The organism is Micromonospora sp. WMMD882, assembly GCF_027497255.1.
Lineage (GTDB): Bacteria > Actinomycetota > Actinomycetes > Mycobacteriales > Micromonosporaceae > Micromonospora.
Genome location: NZ_CP114903.1, coordinates 6,243,565 through 6,265,640, shown reverse-complemented (window position 1 = coordinate 6,265,640; position 22,076 = coordinate 6,243,565). Strand labels below are relative to the sequence as shown.

The following is a 22,076-nucleotide window of genomic DNA, read 5'->3' as shown; positions in this document are numbered from 1 at the left end:
GGCGGGCGTGGGTGGCGGACGGGAGGGACGGCCGGTGATCCGGGTGCTGGTGGCCGACGACCAGGCGATGGTACGGACCGGCTTCGGCATGATCATCGACGCGCAGCCGGACATGACGCTGGTCGGTGAGGCGGCCGACGGCGTCGAGGCGGTCGAGGCGGCCCGCCGGCTTCGGCCCGACGTGGTCCTGCTGGACATCCGGATGCCCCGGCTGGACGGGTTGGCGGCGTTGCGGCTGCTCGCCGGCCCCGAGGCGCCCGACCCGCTGCGGGTGGTCGTGGTGACCACCTTCGACCTCGACGAGTACGTGCACCGGGCGCTGCGCGACGGGGCGTGCGGGTTCCTGCTGAAGGACTCCGGCCCGGCGCTGCTGGTGGAGGCGCTGCGGGCGGCGGTGGCCGGGGACGCGCTGATCAGCCCGTCGATCACCGTACGGCTGCTGCGGCGACTCAGCCCGCCACCGGCCGGCGGCGACCCGGCGCAGACCGGCCTGTCGCCGCGGGAGCTGGAGGTGGTGCGGCTGGTGGCGCGGGGCGCGACGAACGCCGAGATCGCCGCCCGACTGTTCATCACGGTCGGCACGGTCAAGACGCACCTGGGCAGCGTGCAGACGAAGCTGGTCGCCCGCAACCGGGTGGAGATCGCCGCCTGGGCGTGGGAACGCCGCCTGGTCGGGTGATCGGCGTCGGGGGGAAAGCGGAACCCCCGGCCTACCCTGGCCGGGGGTTCCCGGGGCCGCCCGGTTACGCACGCCGGACGATGATGACGCCCGCCGCCGGGGTCGGCCAGCTCCGGCTACCGCGGGCCGCGGGCCGACCCCGGGGGCGGCGGGTACGAGCGTCAGCCGCCCACGTAGGCGGCGAGGTGCTCGCCGGTACGGGTGGAGCGGGCGGCGACCAGCTCGGCGGGGGTGCCCTCGAAGACGACCCGCCCGCCGTCGTGCCCGGCCCCGGGACCGAGGTCAATGATCCAGTCGGCGTGCGCCATCACCGCCTGGTGGTGCTCGATGACGATCACCGACTTGCCGGCGTCGACCAGCCGGTCGAGCAGCCCGAGCAACTGCGCGACGTCGGCCAGGTGCAGGCCGGTGGTCGGCTCGTCGAGGACGTACACGCCGCCGCTGGCGGCCATGTGGGTGGCCAGCCTGAGCCGCTGCCGCTCGCCGCCGGAGAGGGTGGTGAGCGGCTGCCCGAGGCTGAGGTAGCCGAGCCCGACGTCGGCGAGCCGGCGCAGGACGGCGTGCGCGGCCGGGGTGCGCGCCGCGCCCGTGCCGAAGAACTCCTCGGCCTCGGTGACCGACATGGCGAGCACCTCGCTGATGTCCCGCCCGCCGAGGTGGTACTCCAGCACCGCCGGCTGGAACCGCTTGCCCGCGCAGTCCTCGCAGGTGGTGGCGACGCCGGCCATCACCGCCAGGTCGGTGTAGATCACGCCCGCGCCGTTGCAGGTGGGGCAGGCGCCCTCGGAGTTGGCGCTGAACAGGGCCGGCTTCACCCCGTTGGCCTTGGCGAACGCCTTGCGGATCGGGTCGAGCAGGCCGGTGTACGTGGCCGGGTTGCTGCGCCGCGAGCCCCGGATCGCGCCCTGGTCGATCGACACCACCCCGGCGCCGGCCGGGATCGAGCCGTGCACCAGGGAGCTCTTGCCGGAGCCGGCGACGCCGGTGACCACGACCAGCACCCCCAGCGGAATGTCCACGTCGACGTCACGCAGGTTGTGCGCGTTCGCGCCGCGGATCTCCAGCGCGCCGGTGGGCGTACGGACGGTCGGTTTGAGGGTGGCCCGGTCGTCGAGGTGCCGGCCGGTCAGGGTGCCGCTGGCCCGTAGCCCCTCGACGGTGCCCTCGAAGCAGACCGCGCCGCCGGCCGTGCCCGCGCCGGGGCCGAGGTCGACCACGTGGTCGGCGATCGCGATGGTCTCCGGCTTGTGCTCCACGACCAGCACCGTGTTGCCCTTGTCCCGCAGCCGCAGCAGCAGGTCGTTCATCCGCTGGATGTCGTGCGGGTGCAGGCCGATCGTCGGCTCGTCGAAGACGTAGGTGACGTCGGTCAGCGACGACCCGAGGTGCCGGATCATCTTGGTGCGCTGGGCCTCCCCGCCGGAGAGGGTGCCCGAGGGCCGGTCCAGCGAGAGGTAACCGAGCCCGATCTCCACGAACGAGTCGAGGGTGTGCCGCAGCTTGCCGAGCAGCGGGGCCACCGACGGCTCGTCCAGGTCACGGATCCAGTCGGCCAGGTCGCTGATCTGCATGGCGCACAGGTCGGCGATGGTGCGGCCCCGGATCCGGGCCGAGCGGGCCGTCTCGTTGAGCCGGGTGCCGGCGCAGTCCGGGCAGGTGGTGAAGGTGACCGCCCGTTCCACGAAGGCGCGGACGTGCGGTTGCAGGCTGTCCACGTCCTTGGCCAGGAACGACTTCTGGATCTTCGGGATCAGGCCCTCGTACGTCACGTTGACGTTGTCGACCTTGATCCGGGTCGCCTCCCGGTACAGCAGGTCGCGCAGTTCCTTCTCGGTGTACTCGCGGATCGGCTTGTCCGGGTCGAGGAAGCCGGAGCCGGCGAAGATGCGGCCGTACCAGCCGTCGACGCTGTAGCCGGGGATGGTGAGCGCGCCCTCGTTGAGCGACTTGCTGTCGTCGTACAACTGGGTCCGGTCGAAGTCGGTGACCGCGCCCGTCCCCTCACACCGTGGGCACATGCCGCCGGCCCGGGTGAACGTCCGCCGTTCGGCCGTGACGTCGGCGCCGCGCTCGACGGTGATGGTGCCGCTGGAGCGGACCGAGGGGACGTTGAAGGAGAACGCGTTCGACGGGCCCACGTACGGCTCGCCGAGCCGGCTGAACAGGATGCGCAGCATCGCGTTGGCGTCGGTGGCGGTGCCGACCGTGGAGCGGACGTTGCCACCCATCCGCTCCTGGTCGACGATGATCGCGGTGGTGATGCCGTCCAGCACGTCCACGTCCGGCCGGGCGAGGGTCGGCATGAACCCCTGCACGAACGCGCTGTACGTCTCGTTGATCATCCGTTGGGACTCGGCGGCGATGGTGCCGAACACCAACGAGCTCTTGCCGGAGCCGGAGACCCCGGTGAACACGGTCAGCCGGCGCTTCGGCAGCTCGACGTCGACGTCCTTGAGGTTGTTCTCCCGCGCGCCCTGCACCCGGATCAGGTCGTGGCTGTCCGCCACGTGCCGGTCCGCCCCGCTGGTCGTGCTCATCGTGTCTCCGTCCTTCGGTGGGCGGGTCCGCCGTCAGGTCGGTCCCCGCGGTTGCCGGCCGGCTCAGCGCAGCTCGTTGATCCGGACCAGGTTGCCGGCCGGGTCGCGGAACGCGCAGTCGCGCACCCCGTACGGCTGCTCGGTCGGCTCCTGGACCACGTCGGCGCCGCTGGCCTGCACCCGGTCGAAGAGGCCGTCGAGGTCGTCGGTGGCCAGGGTGATCGCCGTGTAACTCCCCTTGGCGATCAGTTCCAGGATGGTACGCCGTTCGTCGTCGGTGATGCCCGGATCGGTGGCCGGCGGGTGCAGCACGATGGCCGTGCCCGGCTGGCCGGTCGGCCCGACGGTCAGCCAGCGCATCCCCTCGTAGCCGACGTCGTTGCGGACCTCGAAGCCGAGCGCGTCCCGGTAGAACCCCAGGGCGGCGCCCGCGTCGGTGTGCGGGAGGAAAGCGTAGTGAATGATGACGTTCATGCTGCTCAGGCTAGGTGCGGCGGAGTACGGCCGGCTTCTCGATTCCTGATCGGTCGGGTCACCTGCTTGGTCAGGCACGGGGGCGGCTCGGCGGTCAGGTGCGCCGTCCGGGCCCGGTAGGCGCTCGGCGGCACCCCGACCAGCTCGGTGAACCGGGTGCTGAAGGTGCCCAGGGAGGAACACCCCACCGCGAAACAGACCTCGGTGACGCTGAGGTCGCCCCGGCGCAGCAGCGCCATCGCGCGTTCGATCCGCCGGGTCATCAGGTACGCGTACGGCGACTCGCCGTAGACGGCGCGGAACCGGCGGCTGAGGTGCCCGGCGGACATGTGCTCGCCCCGGGCCAGCGCCTCGACGTTCAGCGGCTGCGCGTACTCGCGGTCGATGCGGTCCCGGACGCGGCGCAGCCGGGCCAGCTCACGCAGCCGCTCGGCCAGGTCGGGTCTGCCGGTCACCCGCCCGATCGTGCCACCCGGAGCGGGGATCGCCCAGCACGGCGTGAATCAAGTGCCCTGTTCCTGCGCCGATCCAACTTCGCGATCCGGCCTTGCCCGTTCCTGTGCATGGTTACCCTTTGCGGATCGCGATGCCCCATCAGGTGCGATGGTCAGGAATGTGATCGACCATGACGGCCCGACACCGCTGTACGTGCAGGTGGCTGACGCTGTCGAGGCGCGCATCGGGGCCGGTGAGCTGCTCCCGAACCGTCCGATCCCCTCGGAGAACCAGCTCGTCCAGGAGTACGGCGTCGCCCGGGGCACCGCCCGCAAGACGATCCAACTGCTCCGGGAACGCGGTCTGGTGGTGACCGTCGTGGGTCGCGGCACGTACGTCGTCGCCAAACCACAGCCGACGGAGAAGTAGCGACGGCCGGGGCCGAATCGACCCGGCCCGTCGGACGTCGCGTTAGGCTGCGCCGGTGCCCGCCCTCGTACGGCTCGCCGCCGAGCACGCCGACGCGCTGCTGGCGTTCGAGCAGGAGAACCGTGCCTGGTTCGCGCGCTCGGTGCCGGACCGGGGTGACGACTACTTCGCCGACTTCGCCGCCCGGCACGCCGCGCTCCTCGCCGAGCAGACCACCGGTCGGTGCCACTTCCACCTCCTGGTCGACGACGCGGAGGTGCTGGGCCGGTTCAACCTGGTCGACGTCGCGGGCGGCGAGGCCGAGCTGGGTTACCGGGTGGCGCGGCGGGCCGCCGGGCGCGGGGTCGCCACCGACGGCGTACGGCGGATGGCCGCGCTCGCCCGTGAGACGTACGGGCTGCGCCGGCTGACCGCCGCCACCACCCTGGACAACGCCGCGTCGCTGGCGGTGCTGCGGCGCGTCGGATTCACCCCCGCCGGCGAGGTGTCACTTGACGGACGTCCCGGGCTGCGGCACGTGCTCACCCTGGCCACCGGAGACGAGCGCGCCGTCCGGGCCGAAAATCTGGCCTGACCGCCGGGCATCCCCGATCGCGGAGTTGGGCGGCGGGGTCGGGAGCGCCCGCCTCCGGACGCCGAAGACGATCAGGTACCCGAGGATCCAGAACTCGCCCACCGTGGCGGGGACCACCAGCAGGTCACCGACGATCCCGGCGCGGGGCGCGGGCCGGCAAGGAAGGGCTGCTCGACGGCCTCGTCGACGCCGTCGTCGCCGAGATCGTGGCGGCAGCCGGCCACGCCGGGGCGGACACGGCCGGCGACGACTGGCCCACCCGGTTGCGGCGGCGTTTCCTCGCCGCGCGTACGGTCATGCTGCGGCATCCATGGGCGCCCGCGCTGGTCAGCTCCCGGCCGGGCGTTCCCTCCTCGGTGTACGGCTACTACGAGGGCATCCTCGCCACCCTGGTCGAGGGCGGCTTCTCGTACCGGATCGCCCACCGGGCGCTGCACGCGTTCGGCAGCCTGGCGCTCGGCTTCGCCCAGGAGATCTTCCAGCCGGCAGCCGGCGACGAGGTCGACGCCGACGCGGCGGAGGCCCAACTGGCCGCGCTGGCCGAGCAGCTTCCCCACCTGGCGGCGATGGTGGCCGCCGAGACCCACGACGCCGCCGATCCCACGCTCGGCTGGTGCGACAGCCAGACCGAGTTCGAGTTCACCCTCGACCTGCTCTTCGACGGCCTGGAACGCGCCCGCAGCGGCGTCACTCCCCGGTGAACGCGGTGGCGTGCTCGGGTGGCGTGGTCGGGTAACTTCCCCATGGGAAGTAGGCACCTGGAAGTGCGTAGACCACCAAAGCAGGAAGGAGCGCAGGCGATGCCCACCCGCACCGCGGCCCAGCAGCGCGCCCAGGCGCGGGCCGAGTACGACGCGTTCCTGGCCAGCTGCCCCAGCCGCCAGCTACTCGACCGGATCTCCGACAAGTGGGTCGCGCTGGTCCTTGCCGCGCTGGGCAGCGACGGCCCGGGCCGCCCCGGGCACGACCGTGCCGACGCCCCACCGGCGATGCGGTACTCCGAGCTGGCCCGCAGGCTGACCGGGATCAGCCAGAAGATGCTCACCCAGACGCTGCGCTCCCTCGAACGCGACGGTCTGGTCATCCGCACCGTGACGCCGACCGTGCCGGTGACGGTCACCTACGAGCTGACCGACCTCGGTCTCTCGCTCCACCGGGTGGTGCGCGGCGTCAAGGAGTGGGCCGAGGCGCACCTGGACGAGGTGCGCGCCAGTCGCGAGCGGTACGACACGGCCCGCCCGCCCGGCTGACGCCCCGACCTGACGGGCGGCCTCACGGCGTACCCGGGCGGGAAGATCAGGTCGGACGGGGAGCGCCGTGACCCGGCGTCCGGGCCACGGCGGTCCCTCACGTCGGGTACGTCAGGACGCGACGTAACCGTCGAACACGTGGACCCCGTCGGAGGCCTCGGTGGAGCTTCGGCGGTTCGTGTTGAAGTACAGCCTGCCGTCGCTGAGCCCGACGCCTTCGATCTCGAACTGGACCGGGTACGCCGAGGACGTGATGCGGAAGGAGAGATCGGTGGCCGCGGGCGCGGTCCCGGTCGTCGCCGGTGACACGTTCCGGTAGACGAGCACGATGCTGCGGTTGTCCTTGGTCAGCGGGTAGTAGAGGACCTGCCGGTTCTCGTCGTAGAAGAACCCCTGGTTGGTGAAGTCGGTCAGGTCCGGCACCACGGCGCCGTTGACCAGAGCGCCCTCGACCTGGAGGTCGAACGCCTTGGTCAGCGTGATCGTGCCGGAGTTGGCGCGCAGCGGCAGGCTGCCGTTGTAGATCGTCCGGCCCTTCTTGAACATGAACGTGATCGTGGAGCTGGTGACCGAGACCCGGTTGATGCCGGACACCGTCAACGGGGCCCCGTTGAGCTGCACCTGGTACGAGCCGACGTAGTAGTAGGTGGTGCCCTCGTAGCGGAGCTTCACGAGCTGCGCGCCGGTCTCGTTCATCGTGACGATGAACATGTGATGCTGTTCGTCGATGTCGACGATGGTGATGTCGTTGCCGTGCCCGAGCCAGGTGTTGGTCGTCGTGTTGTTGGTGCCGTTCGTCATCTGCACCCGCGCGCCGGTGCTCTTGTGGACGCGGTAGATGGCGGAAAGGTCGTTGGCCGTGCGGGCCTTCACCGAGTAGAGGTAGGTGGCGCCGGCGGCGAAGCCCTGCACCCCGGTGGCCCCGCTGGTGTCGGGCAGGGTGGCCAGGGTGGTGTAGGTGTTGTAGTAGGCCGCCTGGGCTGGTTGTCCGGAAAGGACCAGAAGGCCGAGGATGACCGCGCTGAAAACGGACAGACGTCTACCAATTCGCATGTTGCTCCCCCGTACGTCGACGACCCGAGGCCGGACGCTCCGGAGTCCATCGAAGTTAGGCTATTCCGCACGCGCAGGACGGTCAACAACGCCCGCCATGTGCTCCGTATCGCAGGCGAGGAGGCCGTGCCGCCGAACCGGGTCACCCGCGCCCGCGGCGAGCGCGCCGCCGTCCGACCGCACACGGCCGCCCGTCACCACTCGCTTTGCCCAGCTACGGCACGGCCGTCCAACTGGCGAGCATGGGCAGGACCCGCGCCGTGGGCGAGTCGGGTTCGACGGTGTAGACGACCAGGCGTTGCTCGGGATCGTGCGGCCCGACGACCGACTCGATGCCGAAGCTGAGCGGCCCGGCCGTCGGGTGGGCCAACTGCTTGGTCAGCGAGGTGCGGAAGGTGACCCGCTGGTCGTCCCACCACCGCGCGACGTCGGGATCGCCGCGGCGCAACTCCTGCACCATGTCGACGAGTCGGCGATCGTCGGGGTGGCGTCCCGCCTCGTAGCGCAGCGCCCCGACCGCCGCGGCGGCGAAGTCGGCCCAGTTCACGATCCGCGCCCGCGCGTCGGGCTCCAGGAACAGCCACCGCGCGAACGACGACCCCGGCTCCAGGGCAGACCCCAGGACCGCGCTCAACAGCCCGTTGCGCGCCAGCACCTGCGCACGGCGCCCCAACAGCAACACCGGAACGTGGTCGAGCGCTGCCATCAGGCGCAGCATGCCCGGGTCGGGCCGTTGAGCGACCTCCGGACCCGCCCACCGCCGGCGCGCGGCCGGGGCGGCCAGATCCCGCAGGTGGGCGCGTTCGATCTCGTCCAACCGCAGCGCCCGCGACAACGCCCGCACCACCTCGTCGGTGACGGTGTGCTGGCGTCCCTGTTCCAGGCGGCTGTAGTGGTCCGTACTCAACCCGGCGAGCACGGCGAGTTCCTCCTTGCGTAGACCCGGTACCCGCCGCGGGCCGGGGAACGCCTCGATGCCGGCCTGGGCAGGGGTCAGGCGGTCGCGCCGGGAGCGCAGGAACGCCCCCAGGGCAACACGGTCGACAGGCACCCATCGAGTGTAGGAGCAGACCGCGACGCGAACCTGGTCATGAGGTGACCAGGCAGGGCGCGTCCTGGCGCCCGGCGCGCGCCCGCGGTGAGGTGGTGGGCATGACCTTCACCGAGCAGACCCGCACCGTCCTGATCACCGGCTCCACCAGCGGCATCGGCGCCGCCACCGCCCGGGCCCTGGCCGGGCAGGGATGGCGCGTCGTCGTCACCGGCCGCGATCAGGTCCGCGGCGCCGCCGTCGTCGCCGACATCGACGGCAGCGGCGGACACGCCGTCTTCGTCCCGTCCGACCTGACCCAGCCACCCGAGGCGCTGCGGAACTTCGCCCGTGCCGCCATCGAGGCCGCCGACGGGCGACTGGACGCCGTGGTCCACAACGCCGCCCTGTGCCCGGCCGTCGACACGGTGAGCCTCACCGACACCGACCTGGAGGCCACGCTCGCGGTCAACGTCCGTGCTCCCCACGTCCTGACCGCTGCGCTGGCCCCGCCGATGGCCGAACGTGGCCACGGAGCGATCGTCGTCATCGGTTCCTGGATGGCACATGTCGGGCATCCCTTCGTCGGGCTGTACTCCGCGACCAAGGCCGCCGAGATCCAACTCGCCCGTAGCTGGGCCGCGGAGTTCGGTCCCCGCGGTGTGCGGGTCAACACCGTCTCCCCCGGGGCGACACGCACCCCGATCAACGCCTCCGACAGCGACGTCATCGCTCGGATGACCGCCGGCACCCCTGCCGGACGCCCCGGAACCCCCGAGGAAACCGCCGACGCGGTGGCCTGGCTGCTCTCGGGGCACGCCAGCTACCTCCACGGCGCGGAGATCGCCGTCGACGGAGGCATCACGGCGACCCGGTCCGCCTGAAGGTCGGCCACGCCGGCCCACCGACGACAAGGCTGATCACCACGCGGAGACAGCAGTCAACCCAGCTGCCACGACCATCCCGAGTCGTGGTAGCACCACCTGGTCGGTGCCCCTGAAGGAGGGAGATCGCGAGGTCATGCGTACCGGTGTGGGACCGCGATGAGCGGTGATCCGGCTGAGCGCTTCGTACGGGCGATCGCCGAGCGCGACCGCTTGCCCCTCCAGGCCCTCCTGAGCCCCGATGTCAACTTCCGCGGCCTCACCCCCGGCCGGTACTGGGAGGCGGGGTCGCCCGCAGAGGTGGCGGAGATCCTCTTCGACCACTGGTTCGAGGAGACGGACCACATCGAGGCGATCACGCGGCTCGAACGCGGCGAGGACCTCGCAGACGTGAAACGCGTCGGCTATCGGTTCGACGTCACCAATGACAGCGGGCCGCAGGTCGTCGAGCAGCAGGCGTACTACCGGGTCAGCGCCGGGCGGCTCTCCTACCTGCGGATCCTCTGCTCCGGTTTCCGGCCACGTCCCTCGTCGTAACCTTCGGCGTCGGACCTCAGTGCACGCACGGCCCGACGCCATCCGGGCCGTGCGGCCGGTGACGCGAGCATGTGCCTGCGTGCGGTCAGCAGATGCCGTACGGCGGTGAGAAGCCGACGACTCCTCCGGACACCACAGGCGAGTCGAACCCGGGTGGCACGATGGTCTGGTCGTGGGCGAGGGCAGGCCCTGCGGGCGCGACAAGCAGGGCCGTGACGAGGGCGGCGATCTTCTTGATCGTGTTGTCCCTCTCCGAGGTCGGGTGGCTGGCTTCCGGGTCAGCTCTGTTGGAAGGTGACGGGGCGACCCTGCTGCTTCCAGCCCTTGAGGCCGCCGTCGAGGTGAGCAACATCGGTGTACCCGAGAAGCTGCAGGCTCTGCGCCGCGAGCGCGGACCGGCCACCGGATGCGCAGTAGAGGATGGTCCTGGAGTTCGGATCGAACTCGGCACGGTGGTATGCGCTGGAGGGGTCGGCCCAGAACTCCAACATGCCGCGTGGGGCCAGGACAGCACCCGGGATGGCGCCGTCCCGCACCACCTCCTCGGGCTCTCGGATGTCGACGAGCCGTACGGCACCGGACTCCAGGTGCTGCGCCACCTCGTCGACCGAGAGGTTCCGCACCTCGCTCTTCGCTTGAGCCACCAACTGCTGAACAGTGCGGGTCATGCCGTCCTCCTTGGCGATGGCCGCGCCCTGAGGTGGCGCCGGCCGTGCTCGTTGGTCTCGACCCATTCGAGCGCGCCTCGTCGCCTGCCACATCCGTGCTCAGTACGGAAACCAGTACGGAAACTCGAACCCGGGTCGGAGGTGGACCCCGGGAAGCCGGTCCCTGATCCTTGGTGGGTGCCCGATGCGGAACAGGTCCCTAGCAGGCTTCGAGCGGCCGGTGTGACGAGGCGGGAGGCCGACGTCCTCCGGCTGGTCGGCGGACGGCTGCAGAACCGGGAGATCGCGGAAGCGCTGCACGTGTCGGAGCGCACCGTGGAGAGCCACGTCTCGTCACTGTTACGCAAGCTCGGGGTGACGCGCCGGCGAATGCTCGTCGATGCCGCCGACGAGTTGGCTGTGCGCCGTCGCGGTGTCCTTCGCCAGCCGTTGTCGTCGTTCGTCGGTCGAGCGCGGGAGACGGTTCAGGTCACCTCGCTTGTCCAACGGCATCGGCTCGTCACGCTCACCGGGCCGCCGGGGGTGGGCAAGACCAGGTTGGCCCTTCACGTCGCGGGCACGCTGCCACACCCGGCAACGTGGGTGCTGGTCGACCTGGCGAGCGCTGCCCCGGACGATCCGGTGACGCGGGTCTTCGCCGACAGCCTTGGGATCGCCGCGGACGAACGCCGGCTGCTGTCGCAACTGCGCGACGTGCTCGCACACGGTGATCACTGGTTGCTCGTCGACAACTGCGAGCACGTGGCGGAGTCGACGTCGCGACTGCTGGACGAGTTGCTCGGGACGTGTACCAGCCTGCATGTGCTCGCCACCGGACACGCTCCCCTCGGCGTGGCCGGAGAGGCTCTCTACGATGTCGCGCCCCTGCAACCCTCGGAGGCCGAGCGGCTCTTCACGGACCGGGCCGCCAGGGCACTCCCCGGCTTCACCCTCGACGACAGGAACTCCGACGACGTCGCGGCGATCTGCCGAAAGCTGGACGGCCTACCGCTGGCCATCGAACTCGCCGCCGCTCGGCTTCGCGCCTTCTCACCCAGTGAGCTGTCCGTGCGCCTGCAGGACCGCTTCGCGCTCCTGGCCGGCACCGGCCGAGGCGCGACTGGCCGGCACCGCACCCTGGAGGCCGCTATCCGCTGGAGCTACGAGTTGCTCGACGAGGAGGAGCGGGTGCTCTTCGAACGGTGCTCGGTGTTTCCCGGCAGCTTCGACTTCGACACCGCTGACGCGGTCGTGTCCGACCCGCCGACCGTCACCCACGACGACGTGGTCCGCGTCTTCCCGCGTCTTCTGGACCGCTCCCTGCTGTCGAGCCGGCGGGACGGGCGAGCCAGCGAGTACCGCCTGCTGGACAGCATCCGCCACTTCGCCCACTCCCGCCTGGAGGAGCGTGGCGGTCTGGCCGCTCTGCGAGAGCGTCATGCCGTCCACCACCTGCGGGGTGGCCCCGCACGGCTGGCGGATCTTCAGGGCAGGGACCAGGCCGGAGCCCTGCACTGGTTCGAGCAGCGGTGGCCCGATGTCCGGGTGGCGGTGCGCTGGGCGCTCGACACGGGGAACCTGGACGCGGCCTGGACGTTCGTCTCCGGGGTCGGCACCGGCTGGGAGATCCTCGGCGCCCGCGGTGAGCTCTTCGACTGGCTGGACCGCCTGCTCGAGCATCCGCTGCCCCCCTCCCGCCTCGGCGTGCAGGCTGCCGTGACCGCATCGTTGCTCCGGTGCTACCAGGACACCGGAGCAGCGCTCGAAACAGCCCGACAAGGCGTGGAACTGGCAGCGGGGCTCGCACTGGGTGAGCACACGCGGTCCCTGGCCACCATGGCGGTGGGCTGGGCCCTGATGTACGACGGACAAGCCGGGCCGGCTCGCGAGCAGTTCCACCGGGCGGTGGACGAGTTCCGTGGCCACGGAGACGACTGGCATCTCGCCTTCAGTCTCGAGGGCCTGGCCCTCGCGGGACGCGATCTCGACGACACCCTCGAACATCTCCGGCAGGCGGCTGACACGTTCGGGCGGATCGGCGACCTGGTGAAGCGCAGCAACTGCCTCATCCAGATGGCCTCCCGATGCATCGACGTGGGCTCCCGACCCGATGACGTCGAGACATGGCTGACGGAAGCCCGCGACCTCGCCGAGTCGACCCAGAGCAATCACGAGAGGCTGCACGCGGAGGTCTGCCTGGCACGGCTCGAACAGCTTCGCGGGCGTCCCGCAGCAGCCGGCGCGGCGTTCGAGACGCTGCTGCCCGAGTTCCGTAGGATCGGCGATCTTCGCTGCCTGAGTCGATGCCTCAACGGAGTGGGCGTGGCGGCGCTCCACGCGGGCGCGTACGACGTCGCCGCCGAGAACCTTGCCGACAGCGTACGGATCGCGCGGAGCACCGGAGACAGACGTGAGATCGCACAGGGCCTGCGACTGCTTGCCGAGTGTGCACTAGCAGGCGGCGACCCTCACCGTGCCGCCCTTCTGCTCGGCTGCGCGGAGGGGGTGGCCGGGCAACTCGACCCCGGCCGTCGTCCCGTGCTGGACGCCGAACACCTGTCATCGCTCCTGCGGAACAGACTCGGCGAGTCGTTCGAGCCGGCGATGTCCGAGGGACGCGCCTCCACCCCAGCAAACCTCCTACCCGGATGGGGCACCTAGCTCGCCGTGCCTGTGGAAAATCCGGCGACGCCGATCCGCCGTTCCGGAATGCTGCGCCTCATGACCATCACCCGCTCCAACCCCGAAGGCCTTCACTCCACGCCGGGGTACCACCACGTCACGGTCGTTCCGGCCGGGCGCACCGCCTACCTTGCCGGACAGTGCCCTCTGGATGCAGACGGAGCCCTGGTAGGGCGCGACGATGTCGACGCCCAAGTCGACCAGATCGCCAAGAACGCACTGGCCGCTCTCCGATCAGTCGGTGCCGGCCCGGAGCATGTCGTCCGCACCGTGGTCTACGTTGTCAGCGACGATCAAACTGTGCTCGCCCGAGTCTGGCGACGTCTACTGGCCTCGCCACTTGCGGCCGCGTTCACGACCGCCAGCACTCTGCTCGGGGTGGCGCAGCTCGGCTTCACCGGGCAACGGGTCGAGTTGGACGTGACCGCAGCCCTTCCCGAGGTCCCGTAACGCACACCGATGCGGCTCCTCCCCACTCTGGCGGGTACGGAACGGGACGTGCGGACGTAGCGGATCTCCTCGTCGGGCAGTCGTACACCACCCCAGTGACCCGCTTCCGCTGGAAACCCTCAATCCGCGCGTCCCGAGGTTCCGTGGCCGGACGACCGACGCCCCTGATTCCGGTCCGCTACCGGTCACCGTAGTGGTAACGGCAGGCGATGAACTCGACGTCGTCCTTGCTGATCCGATACACCAGCCAGCTCGCAGCGCTGCTATCCCAGCTGAGGAGTCACGTCGTCGTGCCCCCAGCGGCGGCCCGCCCGGGCCTGACCCGCTCCTGGAAGGTGTCCTACCGACGGTAGGCGTCGCGCCGGTGGCGGATCGAATGGATCTCCACGACTCGTTTCGCCTCGTTGATCCGGCAGACGATCCGGTACGTGCCGCGCCGGGCAGAGCGGAAACCGTCGAAGGGTTCGTCGAGAGGCTTGCCCCGGTAGGGGTTGACCGCGATCGCCCGCTGGATGGTCCCTCGCCGCGACCGCCACCTCCAGCGGCAGGTCCGCCGCGAAATCCTCCCGCGACTGGCGCAGGTCCGCGAGGGTCTCGTCGTCGGACAGCAGGTCCAACGTCTTCCGCATCGACTCGTACCCGGCCACCGAGATCAGCATCGTTGAGCGTCCGGACCAGCAACCGACGCCCCGGAGGGCCCATGGCTGTCCGATCTCGCTCCGCCGCCCCTTGCCGCCCAGGTTCCCCGAACCTGGCGCCGCCGTGGCCGAGCGCCGGCACCCGCCGGCCCGGCCAGGCCGGCGGCCTACGGATCCGTGACGACAACGGATCAGGCAGGCTTAGCTGTTAGCTAACCGAGGAGGACGCGTCATGTCAGCTGAGGCCGTGCACTACAACATGCACGATGCCAAGACCCACCTGTCGCGCATCATCGAACGGGCGGAACACGGCGAGGAGATCATCATCGATCGGGCCGGCACTCCGGTGGCGAAGGTCGTGCCGCTGGTGCGGCGAGCCAACCGCACCGCAGTCGGCTCCCTCGCCGGCCAGTTGGATCTCTCCGGCGACTGGGACTCACCCCAGACCTAACGCCGAGATCGCCGGCGACTTCGGCATCGGCGCATGACCCTGCTGCTGGACACACATGTCGCGCTGTGGGCCATCACAGGCGACCCGACCCTCGGCGACGAGTTCCTCGATCGGCGGCTCCCGATCCCTCCGCTTGGGTATCCGTTTCGGGTGGGGCGGAGGCACCATAATCCGAACCAACCGGCGACCATCGCCGGTGATCCGCCGCTGTCGTTGGAAGCAGCCTCGGTTCGCCGGCTGAACCCGACCACGCACGCTAGCTGCGGGCACGTCGCCTGCTACCCCCGCTGGACGGCGGGTGGCATCTCGAGCGAGGTGCCACCCGCCGCCGCGAGCCGAGCGATGGGCGCAGGAGCGCAGGTCAGCTGTGGCACCCCCGAGGCGGGATAGCGCAGGACGCGACAACGTCGCTGGAGGGCTCCGACGCCAACGCCAGTTGGGCGCCGGCGAAGGCGAACGCGAGGGCGGCAGCCGCCACGAACAGCCGAACAAGTTTGGACATAAGCACCCCTTCGATAGGCCGGATCAAATCCGATCGATTGTATCGCCGTCGATTGACAAGTGGTAACGACGGATTTCTCGACAGGCGTAAATCGAGCATGCCGGACCAATATCACCCGAGAGGAACCCGCCCCAGGCCCGTCTCGGGTAGGAGCCGGTCCTGGTCCAGGAGACCCGGACTCCACGGCACCGCAACCACGTGAACCGCTCCCGCTTGGCACCACTGGCGGCACCACGCGCTCTATGCCGATCCGCCGGTCCCGTGAGAACCTGAATCCCGCACGTGTTCGCACGATCACCTACAGCTACTCGCGCGGGAGGCGGGCATGGCCCAGATGTCGCTCTTCGGTCCAAGCGACACCGAACCTGACCCGAAGCCGGCCAACGACCGCATCGTTCGGCTACAGCTCCTGATCACTGTGAAGGCTGCACCGAACCCCTCGGAAAAGTACGGAGAGACCGTCTGCGTAGCGGGGCTGCGGACGGACGTGTTGAAACCGACGTGGGTCCGCCTCTACCCGATCAACTTCCGGCATCTCGACAGCAACGAGGCATTCAAGAAATACGACATCGTCTCAGTCGACGCCAAGCCGGCGCGACAGGATCAACGTCGCGAGAGCTGGAAGCCGATCATGGACAGGATCCAGAAGGAGCGCCATCTCGACGGTTGGAGGTCGCGCCAGCCGTTGCTTGAGCCGGCTGTCGAGGATTCAATGTGTCGCCTCAACCGCGAGGCTCAGGATCACGCGGACGCGCAGTCTCTAGCCCTCGTTCGCCCCAGGGAGGTTCGCGCGCTCAAGGTCACGCCGCACCACGGCTGGGACGGCCGGCCATGGAGGCGTAGCCTCAATGAAGGGCAGCTCCGGCGGGAGCTGCGGGTGGGTCAGGATTTCTCCCGCTCTGAACTGCGCTTCGACCTGCCCACGGCAAAGGGTGCTCATCCACAGAACATGGCACCACAACAACGCCAAGATCACCACCACACCACAACACACATGAGCTGGGCGGACACCCTCGCGACAGGTATACGCTTACCGACGGGACGACGGAGGCTTCGCCGGTGGCCTAGAGAATCGCCGGCTCATGGCCGCGATGGTCCTGCTGCACCCAATCGCACCGAGCATCCGGCGATGGTCGTCACGAAGCGCACCCATGGTATCGAACCCCCCAAGAGCCGACCCTGATCTCCCTGGTTCCGGTCAGGGTCGGCTCTTGGGAGGTAGGCCTCGGTGGTCACGAGGTGGGTTTCGACGGAAAATTAGGGACCGACAGGAATATGTCGTACTGCGCGGCAAGCGGGCAGTCGCCCACCACCTCGTAAGCCGAAATTTCACTCCCTATCGTCTATGCTTCCATTACGGGCCGTCCGTCAACGATCACTCATGCCTGTCGGTCCGCACGAATTCGAACTAGGATGGACTTACCGTGCATTCGAATTCTGACCATGCCCGGCTGCCGGCATTCGTTGCTCCGCTGTTGGCACAGGTCACCTCCGAGTCTTGGCGAAGCTGAGGAAGGCGTCCCATCCGGCAGGAGTGAAGACCAGCGCCGGCCCGCGCTGGTCTTTGCTGTCTCGGACGGCCACAAGTCCTGCGATGTTGGCTGCAACCTCGACACAGTTGCCCTGGGAGCTGCTGCGGGTGCTCTTCCGCCAAGCCGCGCCGGTCAGATCAATCATGATTCCTCTCCTTGATCACTTGCATGAGTTTGCGGGACTCCTCAACGCTCAATGCCTGCCGCGTGAGGGTGTTCCACACCTCGGCGTACGCCCTTACCTCTTCCAGGCGGTCGATGTAGAGAGCTCCCGAGAGCCCTTCGTTGTATACGGTCGTCGGCTCTGCGGAACGGGCACCGTTCGTCGGGAAGTCCAGGATGACGAAGCTGCCAGCAATGGCTACCTGACTCAATGTCTTGCTCAGTGGCAGGAGCCTGACGGAGACGTTGGGTGCGGTGCTCGCCTCCATGAGTCGATCGATCTGTCCGGCCATGCCGGGCACGCTCGCGTGTAGGAGCGCCTCCTCGATGATCACTTCCAGCGCGGGAGCCGCCGGCCGCTTCCGGACCAGCAGGCGTTGACGCTCCGTCCGTAGGCCAACGAGTTTGGCGACCTCTTCGTCGCTGACGCCTGGTCGAGTCCGTGCCACCTCAGCGGCGTAGTCCGGTGTCTGCAACAGACCGGGCACCAGGGCGTGTTCGTAGGTTCGTATCCGGCTGGCTGCGGACTCAAGCCCTACGTACAGCTCGAACCATCGGGGGATGACCTCCCCGTAGGCGTGGTACCAGCCCTTGCTCTTGGACTCCTTGGCCAGGCTGATCAGGACTTCGGTCATCTCGGGCGACGCCCCGTACAGGCGGCACATCTGGTCGACATCGAGCGCGCGTACGGGGGCCTGCCCTGACTCGATCCGGTACATCTTGGCGCGTGACCACTCAAGGTCAGACGCCGCAGCTTCCAGGCCGATACCGGCTTGCTCCCGGGCCTGCCTCAGCAGCCGGCCAAGCTCCCGCCGCGGCACCGTCGATCCCGCTTCAGTCATCGGCACCATCCTCCCAGTCTCATCCTGATGCGTCGTTCGACGTGCCGCGAGACGGCTGTTGCATCATCGACCGCTAGTCGCGTCTCAGTCTGATCGTCTCACCAAGAGTGTTGCAGTCTGAATTGATCCTGCCGGATCGTAGCTGGCAGCAAGGCTGATGCACGGACACCGAAGGTGATTTGGATGCCCCGATGGAAGTGGTTCCAGCGCAAGGACGAACCCGTCGATGTCGTAGAGCGCGCGGCGTTCGCCCACCGTGGCGAACAGCTACGGCCGTACCCGTCCGACGTCATTGTGGGCGGTCCCCACGACGTTGCTGGCTCACGTCCGTCGGCGGGCTTGGTGACGCCGGAGGAGGTGGCGGACGCCCGCAGGCTGGCAGGGAATGGGCTGGCTGCGGCGCGACGAGCCGCCGGTGTGACTCAGATGTGCCTGGCCCGGATGGTGTCTTGGTCACGGAGCACGGTGGCCAATGTGGAGACAGCACGTCAGTCAGCGCCCATGGCGTTCTGGGCGGCCTGCGACGCGGTCTTGGGCGGTGAAGGAGCCTTGCTGGCCGAGTGGGAGCGGGTCGAGGTGTTGTCGCGTCGCCTGCGGGAGCAGAAGGCGATGGAACTGTTCCGGCAGCGGTTGGCGCGGCGGTCGCCGGGCTGCGCGTGTCCTGATCATCCAGGGATGCTCGCTGAACCTGACGCGTCGGTGTCCCTCGATCGCTCATCCGCTGCATTCGCCGACGCGGAGGGAAGCGGCCGTGGATGACGACGATGCGGCGCTGACCCGGCCGAGGCATCGCCGGCATCGGACACGCCGGTTCCCGGGCGGTCGGCCCTGTGCCTGTCCGGCGTGCCGAACCAAGCGGAAGCGGGAACGGCAGCCTCCCGACCCAGCGGTGCAGTCCACCGGCCACAGCCGGCCTCCTGACTTTGGCGCCTCGCCCCCCGGTGTGACGGAACGGGTGGTGGATGGGCCGACCCAGATCGATTAAACCCGCGCGGCCGAGTTCGTGACCCGAGGCCAACTCGGCCGCGCGCAAGGGATCGCACGAGTGGAAGGAGCTTGTCTCTCTGGCACGTCAGCTCGCGACACCAACCTGTCAACTCTCACCGAAGGAGACACGGCACCATGACCGACACGATCACCGGTAATCCGACCATCGAGGCGTACAACGGCCCGGTCGACCTGTCCCGCCCCCACTTCGTGGGCGTCGGGGGATCCGCGATGTCCGGCCTGGCCCGGCTGCTGGCGGAGTTGGGCCGCCAGGTCAGCGGGAGCGACGCGCAGGACTCTGCCACGTTGGCGGCGCTGCGGACGGCCGGCGTCCTGGTGCGCTCGGGGCACGACGCCTCGCACATCGAGGGCGCGAGTTGCGTCGTCTACACGACCGTCGCGCGGAACACGCCGGAGGTGCGGGCGGCCCGTGCCGCCGGCGTCCCGGTGGTGCACCGGGCGCAGGTGCTCGACGGGCTGGCCGCCGAGCGGCGGCTGGTGGCGGTGTCCGGCTCGCACGGCAAGTCCACCACGGCAGGAATGCTGGCCCACGTCCTGCGCACCCTCGGGCAGGACCCGACCTACCTGATCGGCGCCGACCTGACCAAGCCGGGCTCCGGCGCTCACCTCGGCCGGTCGAAGCTGCTGGTCGCGGAGGCGGACGAGTCGGACCGCTCGTTCCACTTCCTCACCCCCTCGATCGCGGTCGTCACCAACGTGACCGACGATCACCCGGAGAACTTCGCCAGCCACGCCGACGTGCTGCGCGCCTACGTCGGGTTCGGCTGCCGGATCGCGCCGGACGGGTTCCTGATCGTCAACGCCGACTGCGTGGGCGCGACGGTGGCCGCCGACGTCATCGCCGACGAGCGACCAGACCTGACGGTGCTGCGCTACGGCCGGGACCGCACGGCGGACGTGCGGCTGTTGGACGTGCACGCCGAGGGCTGGTCGGCGTCCGCCACGGTGCGGATGCCTGACGGCACCGAGGCGCGGTTGACGCTGCCGACCCCGGCGACGCACCACCTGGACAACGCCACGGCGGCCATGACGTGCGCGGTGGCCCTGGGCTTGGACCCCGCCGAGGCGGCCGGGGCGGCGTGCACCTTCGCCGGGGTGCGCCGCCGGTTCGAGCACCTCGACATCCGATCGGGGGTGACGTTGGTCGACTCCTACGCCGACCACCCCAACGAGATCACCGCTGACCTGCAAGCCGCGCGCACCCTGACCCGGGGGAGGGTGTTCGTGGTGTTCCAGCCCTCCGGACACGCCCGCGTCCTCGCCTTCGGCGAGCGCATCGGGCGGATCCTGGCGGACAACGCCGATCACGTCCTGCTCCTGGACGTGCACGGCACCGTGCCGGACGGACAGCCGGTCGCGGACACCACCGCCCTCATGGCGCAGCTGCGCGAGGGCGACTACTGCCTGCCCCTCGGACCCGACCACGCGGCCCGGGTGATCGCACGGATGGCCGGACGCGGCGACGTGGTGCTGACGATGGGCACCGGTGACGTGACCAGGTACGGCGCGGCGATCTTGGACAGCCTGGGCTGCCGGTCCGAGGTGGCCCTGTCGGCCTGATTCCTTTTCCCTGTCAGGCGGTGACAGCGCCGGGTTCCTCGATCAGCTTGTCCGCGAGCGCGAGGAGTCCGGCGCTGTTGGCCGCCTTCACCAACACCACATCCCCGGACCGTAGCCCGTCGCGCAGCAACTCCCACGCCTCGGCAACGTTCGCTGCCCGGTCCACCGCGATGCCGTTGCCGGCGGCTCCGTTCGCGTACTGCTCGGCGTCGGCTCCGCCGATCGCCACCAGCCATCCGGCCCCGATCTGGGCCACCTGCTGCCCGATCTCCCGGTGCACCTGTGGGGCGTGCTCACCCAGTTCGGCCATCTCGCCCAGCACCGCGACCGCCCGCCGGCCGTCCCCGGTCATCGTGTGCAGGGCACGCAGCGCGGCACGCATGGCGTCAGGGGCGGCGTTGTAGGCATCGTTGATGACCGTCACTCCGTCGGCGCGGGTGGTGACCTGCATCCGTCCCGGTGACACCGCCTCGGCCCGGGACACCGCGTCGGCCACGGCTCCGATGGAATGGCCGAGGCCATGGGCGACGGCGGCGGCGGCAAGGGCGTTGGACGCCTGGTGCAGCCCGTAGAGACGCAACCGCACCTCGGCGGCCTGGCCGTCATGCACGAGACGGAAGCCGGCGCGGCCCAGCTCGTCCATAGCCAACTCCTCGGCGCGCACATCCGCCGGGCGGTCGATGCCGTAGGTCAGCACGCGGGCGCTGGTGCGGCTGGCCATGGCCGCCACCAACGCGTCGTCGGCGTTGAGCACTGCCAACCCGCCGTCGTGGGCGTCGGGCAGGGCTTCCACGATCTCGCCCTTGGCCTGGGCGATGTTCTCCACCGACCCGAACTCGCCGAGGTGCGCGTGGCCGACCCGGGTGACGACACTGACGGTGGGCGGGGCGATCCGGGTCAGGTAGGCCACGTGGCCGATGCCCCGCGCTCCCATCTCCAACACGAGATAGCGGGTGTCGGTGGTGGCGCGGGTGACCGTGTACGGCAGCCCGAGCTCGTTGTTGTTCGACGCCCGGTTGGCCACCGTCTCACCCCACGCCGGCAGCACCTGCGCAAGGATGTCCTTGGTCGACGTCTTGCCCACCGACCCGGTCACCCCGATCACCGTGGTCTGCGGCAACCGGTCCACCACCGCGCGGGCGAGCCGACCGTACGCGGCAGGCACGTCCTCGACGACCACCGCCGGCACCCCGACCGGCCGTGACGCCAGCACCGCCGCCGCACCGGCCTCGATCGCCGGGGTGGCGTAGTCGTGCCCATCCACACGCTCACCGGGCAGTGCCACATACATCCCGCCGGGCTCCACACGCCGACTGTCGAACACCACCGGGGCCGTCACCGTCACCGGGCCGGAAACGTCGTGGACAGCCCCACCGACAACAACCGCGATCTCCTGCAAGGTCATCGGAAGCACGACATGAACCTACCGCGCCCAGTGAGTGGGGCGGGCGCGGTCACCGATGGGGGCAGCCGGATTGAGGGGAGAAACACCTCGCGACGTTGGTCGCCCATCTGGCCGCCTTCGCGCGGCGACATTCTCGGCTCCGCTACCGGATGGTGAGACGCTCTTTTCCTGAGGAGTAGCACAGATGGTTCGCACAATGGTGCGGTCGGTGGGGCGGGCGGGGCTCGAACCCGCGACCGAGGGATTATGAGTCCCCTGCTCTAACCTGCTGAGCTACCGCCCCGCTACCGGCGCGGAATAGTAACCCGAGCGCGC

Annotated in this window: 22 protein-coding genes, 1 tRNA gene and 3 pseudogenes; 14 read left to right on the top strand and 12 right to left on the bottom strand. The window is 69.8% G+C overall.

Translation table 11 applies throughout. The features are described 5' to 3' along the window. The first annotated feature begins 34 nt into the window (after positions 1-34). Positions 35-679, top strand: coding sequence for a response regulator transcription factor (locus tag O7606_RS27155; protein ID WP_281596827.1), 645 nt, complete (start codon positions 35-37; stop codon positions 677-679). A 161-nt stretch (positions 680-840) separates the two neighbouring features. Here the strand turns inward: O7606_RS27155 and O7606_RS27150 are convergent, their stop codons facing one another. From O7606_RS27150 to O7606_RS27140, 3 genes are all read right to left on the bottom strand, one after another. After that, positions 841-3,216: an excinuclease ABC subunit UvrA gene (locus tag O7606_RS27150; RefSeq protein WP_281596826.1), complete on the bottom strand. Its 2,376-nt coding sequence runs from the start codon at positions 3,214-3,216 to the stop codon at positions 841-843. A gap of 63 nt (positions 3,217-3,279) precedes the next feature. Continuing rightward, positions 3,280-3,690 (bottom strand): VOC family protein, encoded by a 411-nt coding sequence (locus O7606_RS27145; RefSeq protein ID WP_281596825.1) that lies wholly within the window; start codon positions 3,688-3,690, stop codon positions 3,280-3,282. A 5-nt stretch (positions 3,691-3,695) separates the two neighbouring features. Beyond that, complete coding sequence (locus O7606_RS27140; protein WP_281596824.1) at positions 3,696-4,145, bottom strand: helix-turn-helix transcriptional regulator; 450 nt, start codon at positions 4,143-4,145, stop codon at positions 3,696-3,698. Between the two features lie 160 nt (positions 4,146-4,305). Between O7606_RS27140 and O7606_RS27135 the strand changes: the two genes are divergently transcribed. From O7606_RS27135 to O7606_RS27120, 4 genes are all read left to right on the top strand, one after another. Continuing rightward, positions 4,306-4,554 (top strand): GntR family transcriptional regulator, encoded by a 249-nt coding sequence (locus O7606_RS27135; protein WP_281596823.1) that lies wholly within the window; start codon positions 4,306-4,308, stop codon positions 4,552-4,554. Between the two features lie 55 nt (positions 4,555-4,609). Beyond that, positions 4,610-5,128, top strand: coding sequence for a GNAT family N-acetyltransferase (locus tag O7606_RS27130; protein ID WP_281596821.1), 519 nt, complete (start codon positions 4,610-4,612; stop codon positions 5,126-5,128). A 206-nt stretch (positions 5,129-5,334) separates the two neighbouring features. Further along, a complete protein-coding gene (locus O7606_RS27125; RefSeq protein ID WP_281596820.1) occupies positions 5,335-5,829 on the top strand; it encodes a TetR/AcrR family transcriptional regulator C-terminal domain-containing protein in 495 nt (164 codons plus the stop codon). Positions 5,830-5,928: 99 nt separating this feature from the next. Beyond that, complete coding sequence (locus tag O7606_RS27120) at positions 5,929-6,378, top strand: helix-turn-helix domain-containing protein (protein ID WP_281596819.1); 450 nt, start codon at positions 5,929-5,931, stop codon at positions 6,376-6,378. 111 nt (positions 6,379-6,489) lie between these two features. Here O7606_RS27120 and O7606_RS27115 read toward each other — a convergent pair whose 3' ends face one another. Beyond that, entirely contained in the window at positions 6,490-7,431 is a 942-nt protein-coding gene (locus tag O7606_RS27115; RefSeq protein ID WP_281596818.1) for a hypothetical protein, read from the bottom strand. A gap of 214 nt (positions 7,432-7,645) precedes the next feature. Continuing rightward, a complete protein-coding gene (locus O7606_RS27110) occupies positions 7,646-8,482 on the bottom strand; it encodes a helix-turn-helix transcriptional regulator (RefSeq protein WP_281596817.1) in 837 nt (278 codons plus the stop codon). A 101-nt stretch (positions 8,483-8,583) separates the two neighbouring features. On the opposite strand from O7606_RS27110, the gene O7606_RS27105 reads away from it, so the two are divergent. Both O7606_RS27105 and O7606_RS27100 read left to right on the top strand, forming a co-directional pair. After that, the gene (locus O7606_RS27105; RefSeq protein ID WP_281596816.1) at positions 8,584-9,345 is read left to right on the top strand and encodes an SDR family oxidoreductase; all 762 of its coding nucleotides are present in this window, start codon (positions 8,584-8,586) and stop codon (positions 9,343-9,345) included. Between the two features lie 159 nt (positions 9,346-9,504). Beyond that, a complete protein-coding gene (locus O7606_RS27100) occupies positions 9,505-9,882 on the top strand; it encodes a hypothetical protein (protein ID WP_281596815.1) in 378 nt (125 codons plus the stop codon). A 278-nt stretch (positions 9,883-10,160) separates the two neighbouring features. Here the strand turns inward: O7606_RS27100 and O7606_RS27095 are convergent, their stop codons facing one another. Then, positions 10,161-10,550, bottom strand: coding sequence for a rhodanese-like domain-containing protein (locus O7606_RS27095; RefSeq protein WP_281596814.1), 390 nt, complete (start codon positions 10,548-10,550; stop codon positions 10,161-10,163). Positions 10,551-10,772: 222 nt separating this feature from the next. Between O7606_RS27095 and O7606_RS27090 the strand changes: the two genes are divergently transcribed. Together O7606_RS27090 and O7606_RS27085 are read left to right on the top strand one after the other, a co-directional pair. Beyond that, a complete protein-coding gene (locus O7606_RS27090) occupies positions 10,773-13,190 on the top strand; it encodes a LuxR C-terminal-related transcriptional regulator (protein WP_281596813.1) in 2,418 nt (805 codons plus the stop codon). A gap of 60 nt (positions 13,191-13,250) precedes the next feature. Further along, positions 13,251-13,661: a RidA family protein gene (locus O7606_RS27085; RefSeq protein ID WP_281596812.1), complete on the top strand. Its 411-nt coding sequence runs from the start codon at positions 13,251-13,253 to the stop codon at positions 13,659-13,661. Positions 13,662-14,001: 340 nt separating this feature from the next. Here the strand turns inward: O7606_RS27085 and O7606_RS27080 are convergent, their stop codons facing one another. Both O7606_RS27080 and O7606_RS27695 read right to left on the bottom strand, forming a co-directional pair. Continuing rightward, positions 14,002-14,163 carry a type II toxin-antitoxin system RelE/ParE family toxin gene (locus O7606_RS27080; protein ID WP_281599904.1) on the bottom strand — a complete coding sequence of 54 codons (162 nt, stop codon included), beginning with the start codon at positions 14,161-14,163 and terminating at the stop codon, positions 14,002-14,004. A gap of 49 nt (positions 14,164-14,212) precedes the next feature. After that, positions 14,213-14,320 (bottom strand): annotated as a pseudogene (locus O7606_RS27695) (prevent-host-death family protein); the annotation flags it as partial. 211 nt (positions 14,321-14,531) lie between these two features. Here O7606_RS27695 and O7606_RS27075 point away from each other — a divergent pair. The 3 genes and pseudogenes from O7606_RS27075 to O7606_RS27065 all read left to right on the top strand — a co-directional run bounded on the left by O7606_RS27075 (position 14,532) and on the right by O7606_RS27065 (position 16,435). Continuing rightward, a pseudogene (locus O7606_RS27075) lies at positions 14,532-14,787 on the top strand (type II toxin-antitoxin system prevent-host-death family antitoxin). Further along, positions 14,784-14,864 (top strand): annotated as a pseudogene (locus O7606_RS27070) (PIN domain nuclease); the annotation flags it as partial. The pseudogenes O7606_RS27075 and O7606_RS27070, both read left to right, overlap by 4 nt. A gap of 713 nt (positions 14,865-15,577) precedes the next feature. Then, on the top strand, positions 15,578-16,435 hold the full coding sequence (locus O7606_RS27065; RefSeq protein WP_281596811.1) for a hypothetical protein: 858 nt from the start codon (positions 15,578-15,580) through the stop codon (positions 16,433-16,435). Between the two features lie 302 nt (positions 16,436-16,737). On the opposite strand, the gene O7606_RS27060 is transcribed toward O7606_RS27065, so the two are convergent. Beyond that, a complete protein-coding gene (locus O7606_RS27060) occupies positions 16,738-16,929 on the bottom strand; it encodes a DUF397 domain-containing protein (RefSeq protein ID WP_281596810.1) in 192 nt (63 codons plus the stop codon). Next, entirely contained in the window at positions 16,922-17,788 is an 867-nt protein-coding gene (locus tag O7606_RS27055) for a helix-turn-helix transcriptional regulator (RefSeq protein ID WP_281596809.1), read from the bottom strand. The genes O7606_RS27060 and O7606_RS27055 overlap by 8 nt, the downstream gene beginning before the upstream one ends. 183 nt (positions 17,789-17,971) lie before the next feature. Between O7606_RS27055 and O7606_RS27050 the strand changes: the two genes are divergently transcribed. Together O7606_RS27050 and murC are read left to right on the top strand one after the other, a co-directional pair. Further along, the gene (locus O7606_RS27050; protein WP_281596808.1) at positions 17,972-18,547 is read left to right on the top strand and encodes a helix-turn-helix transcriptional regulator; all 576 of its coding nucleotides are present in this window, start codon (positions 17,972-17,974) and stop codon (positions 18,545-18,547) included. A 363-nt stretch (positions 18,548-18,910) separates the two neighbouring features. Beyond that, positions 18,911-20,356, top strand: a complete 1,446-nt coding sequence (murC, locus tag O7606_RS27045) for a UDP-N-acetylmuramate--L-alanine ligase (RefSeq protein ID WP_281596807.1) — start codon at positions 18,911-18,913, stop codon at positions 20,354-20,356. A gap of 13 nt (positions 20,357-20,369) precedes the next feature. Here murC and murF read toward each other — a convergent pair whose 3' ends face one another. Together murF and O7606_RS27035 are read right to left on the bottom strand one after the other, a co-directional pair. After that, the gene (gene murF / locus O7606_RS27040) at positions 20,370-21,761 is read right to left on the bottom strand and encodes a UDP-N-acetylmuramoyl-tripeptide--D-alanyl-D-alanine ligase (protein ID WP_281596806.1); all 1,392 of its coding nucleotides are present in this window, start codon (positions 21,759-21,761) and stop codon (positions 20,370-20,372) included. A gap of 209 nt (positions 21,762-21,970) precedes the next feature. Next, positions 21,971-22,044 (bottom strand) — tRNA-Ile (locus O7606_RS27035). Positions 22,045-22,076 lie beyond the last annotated feature (32 nt).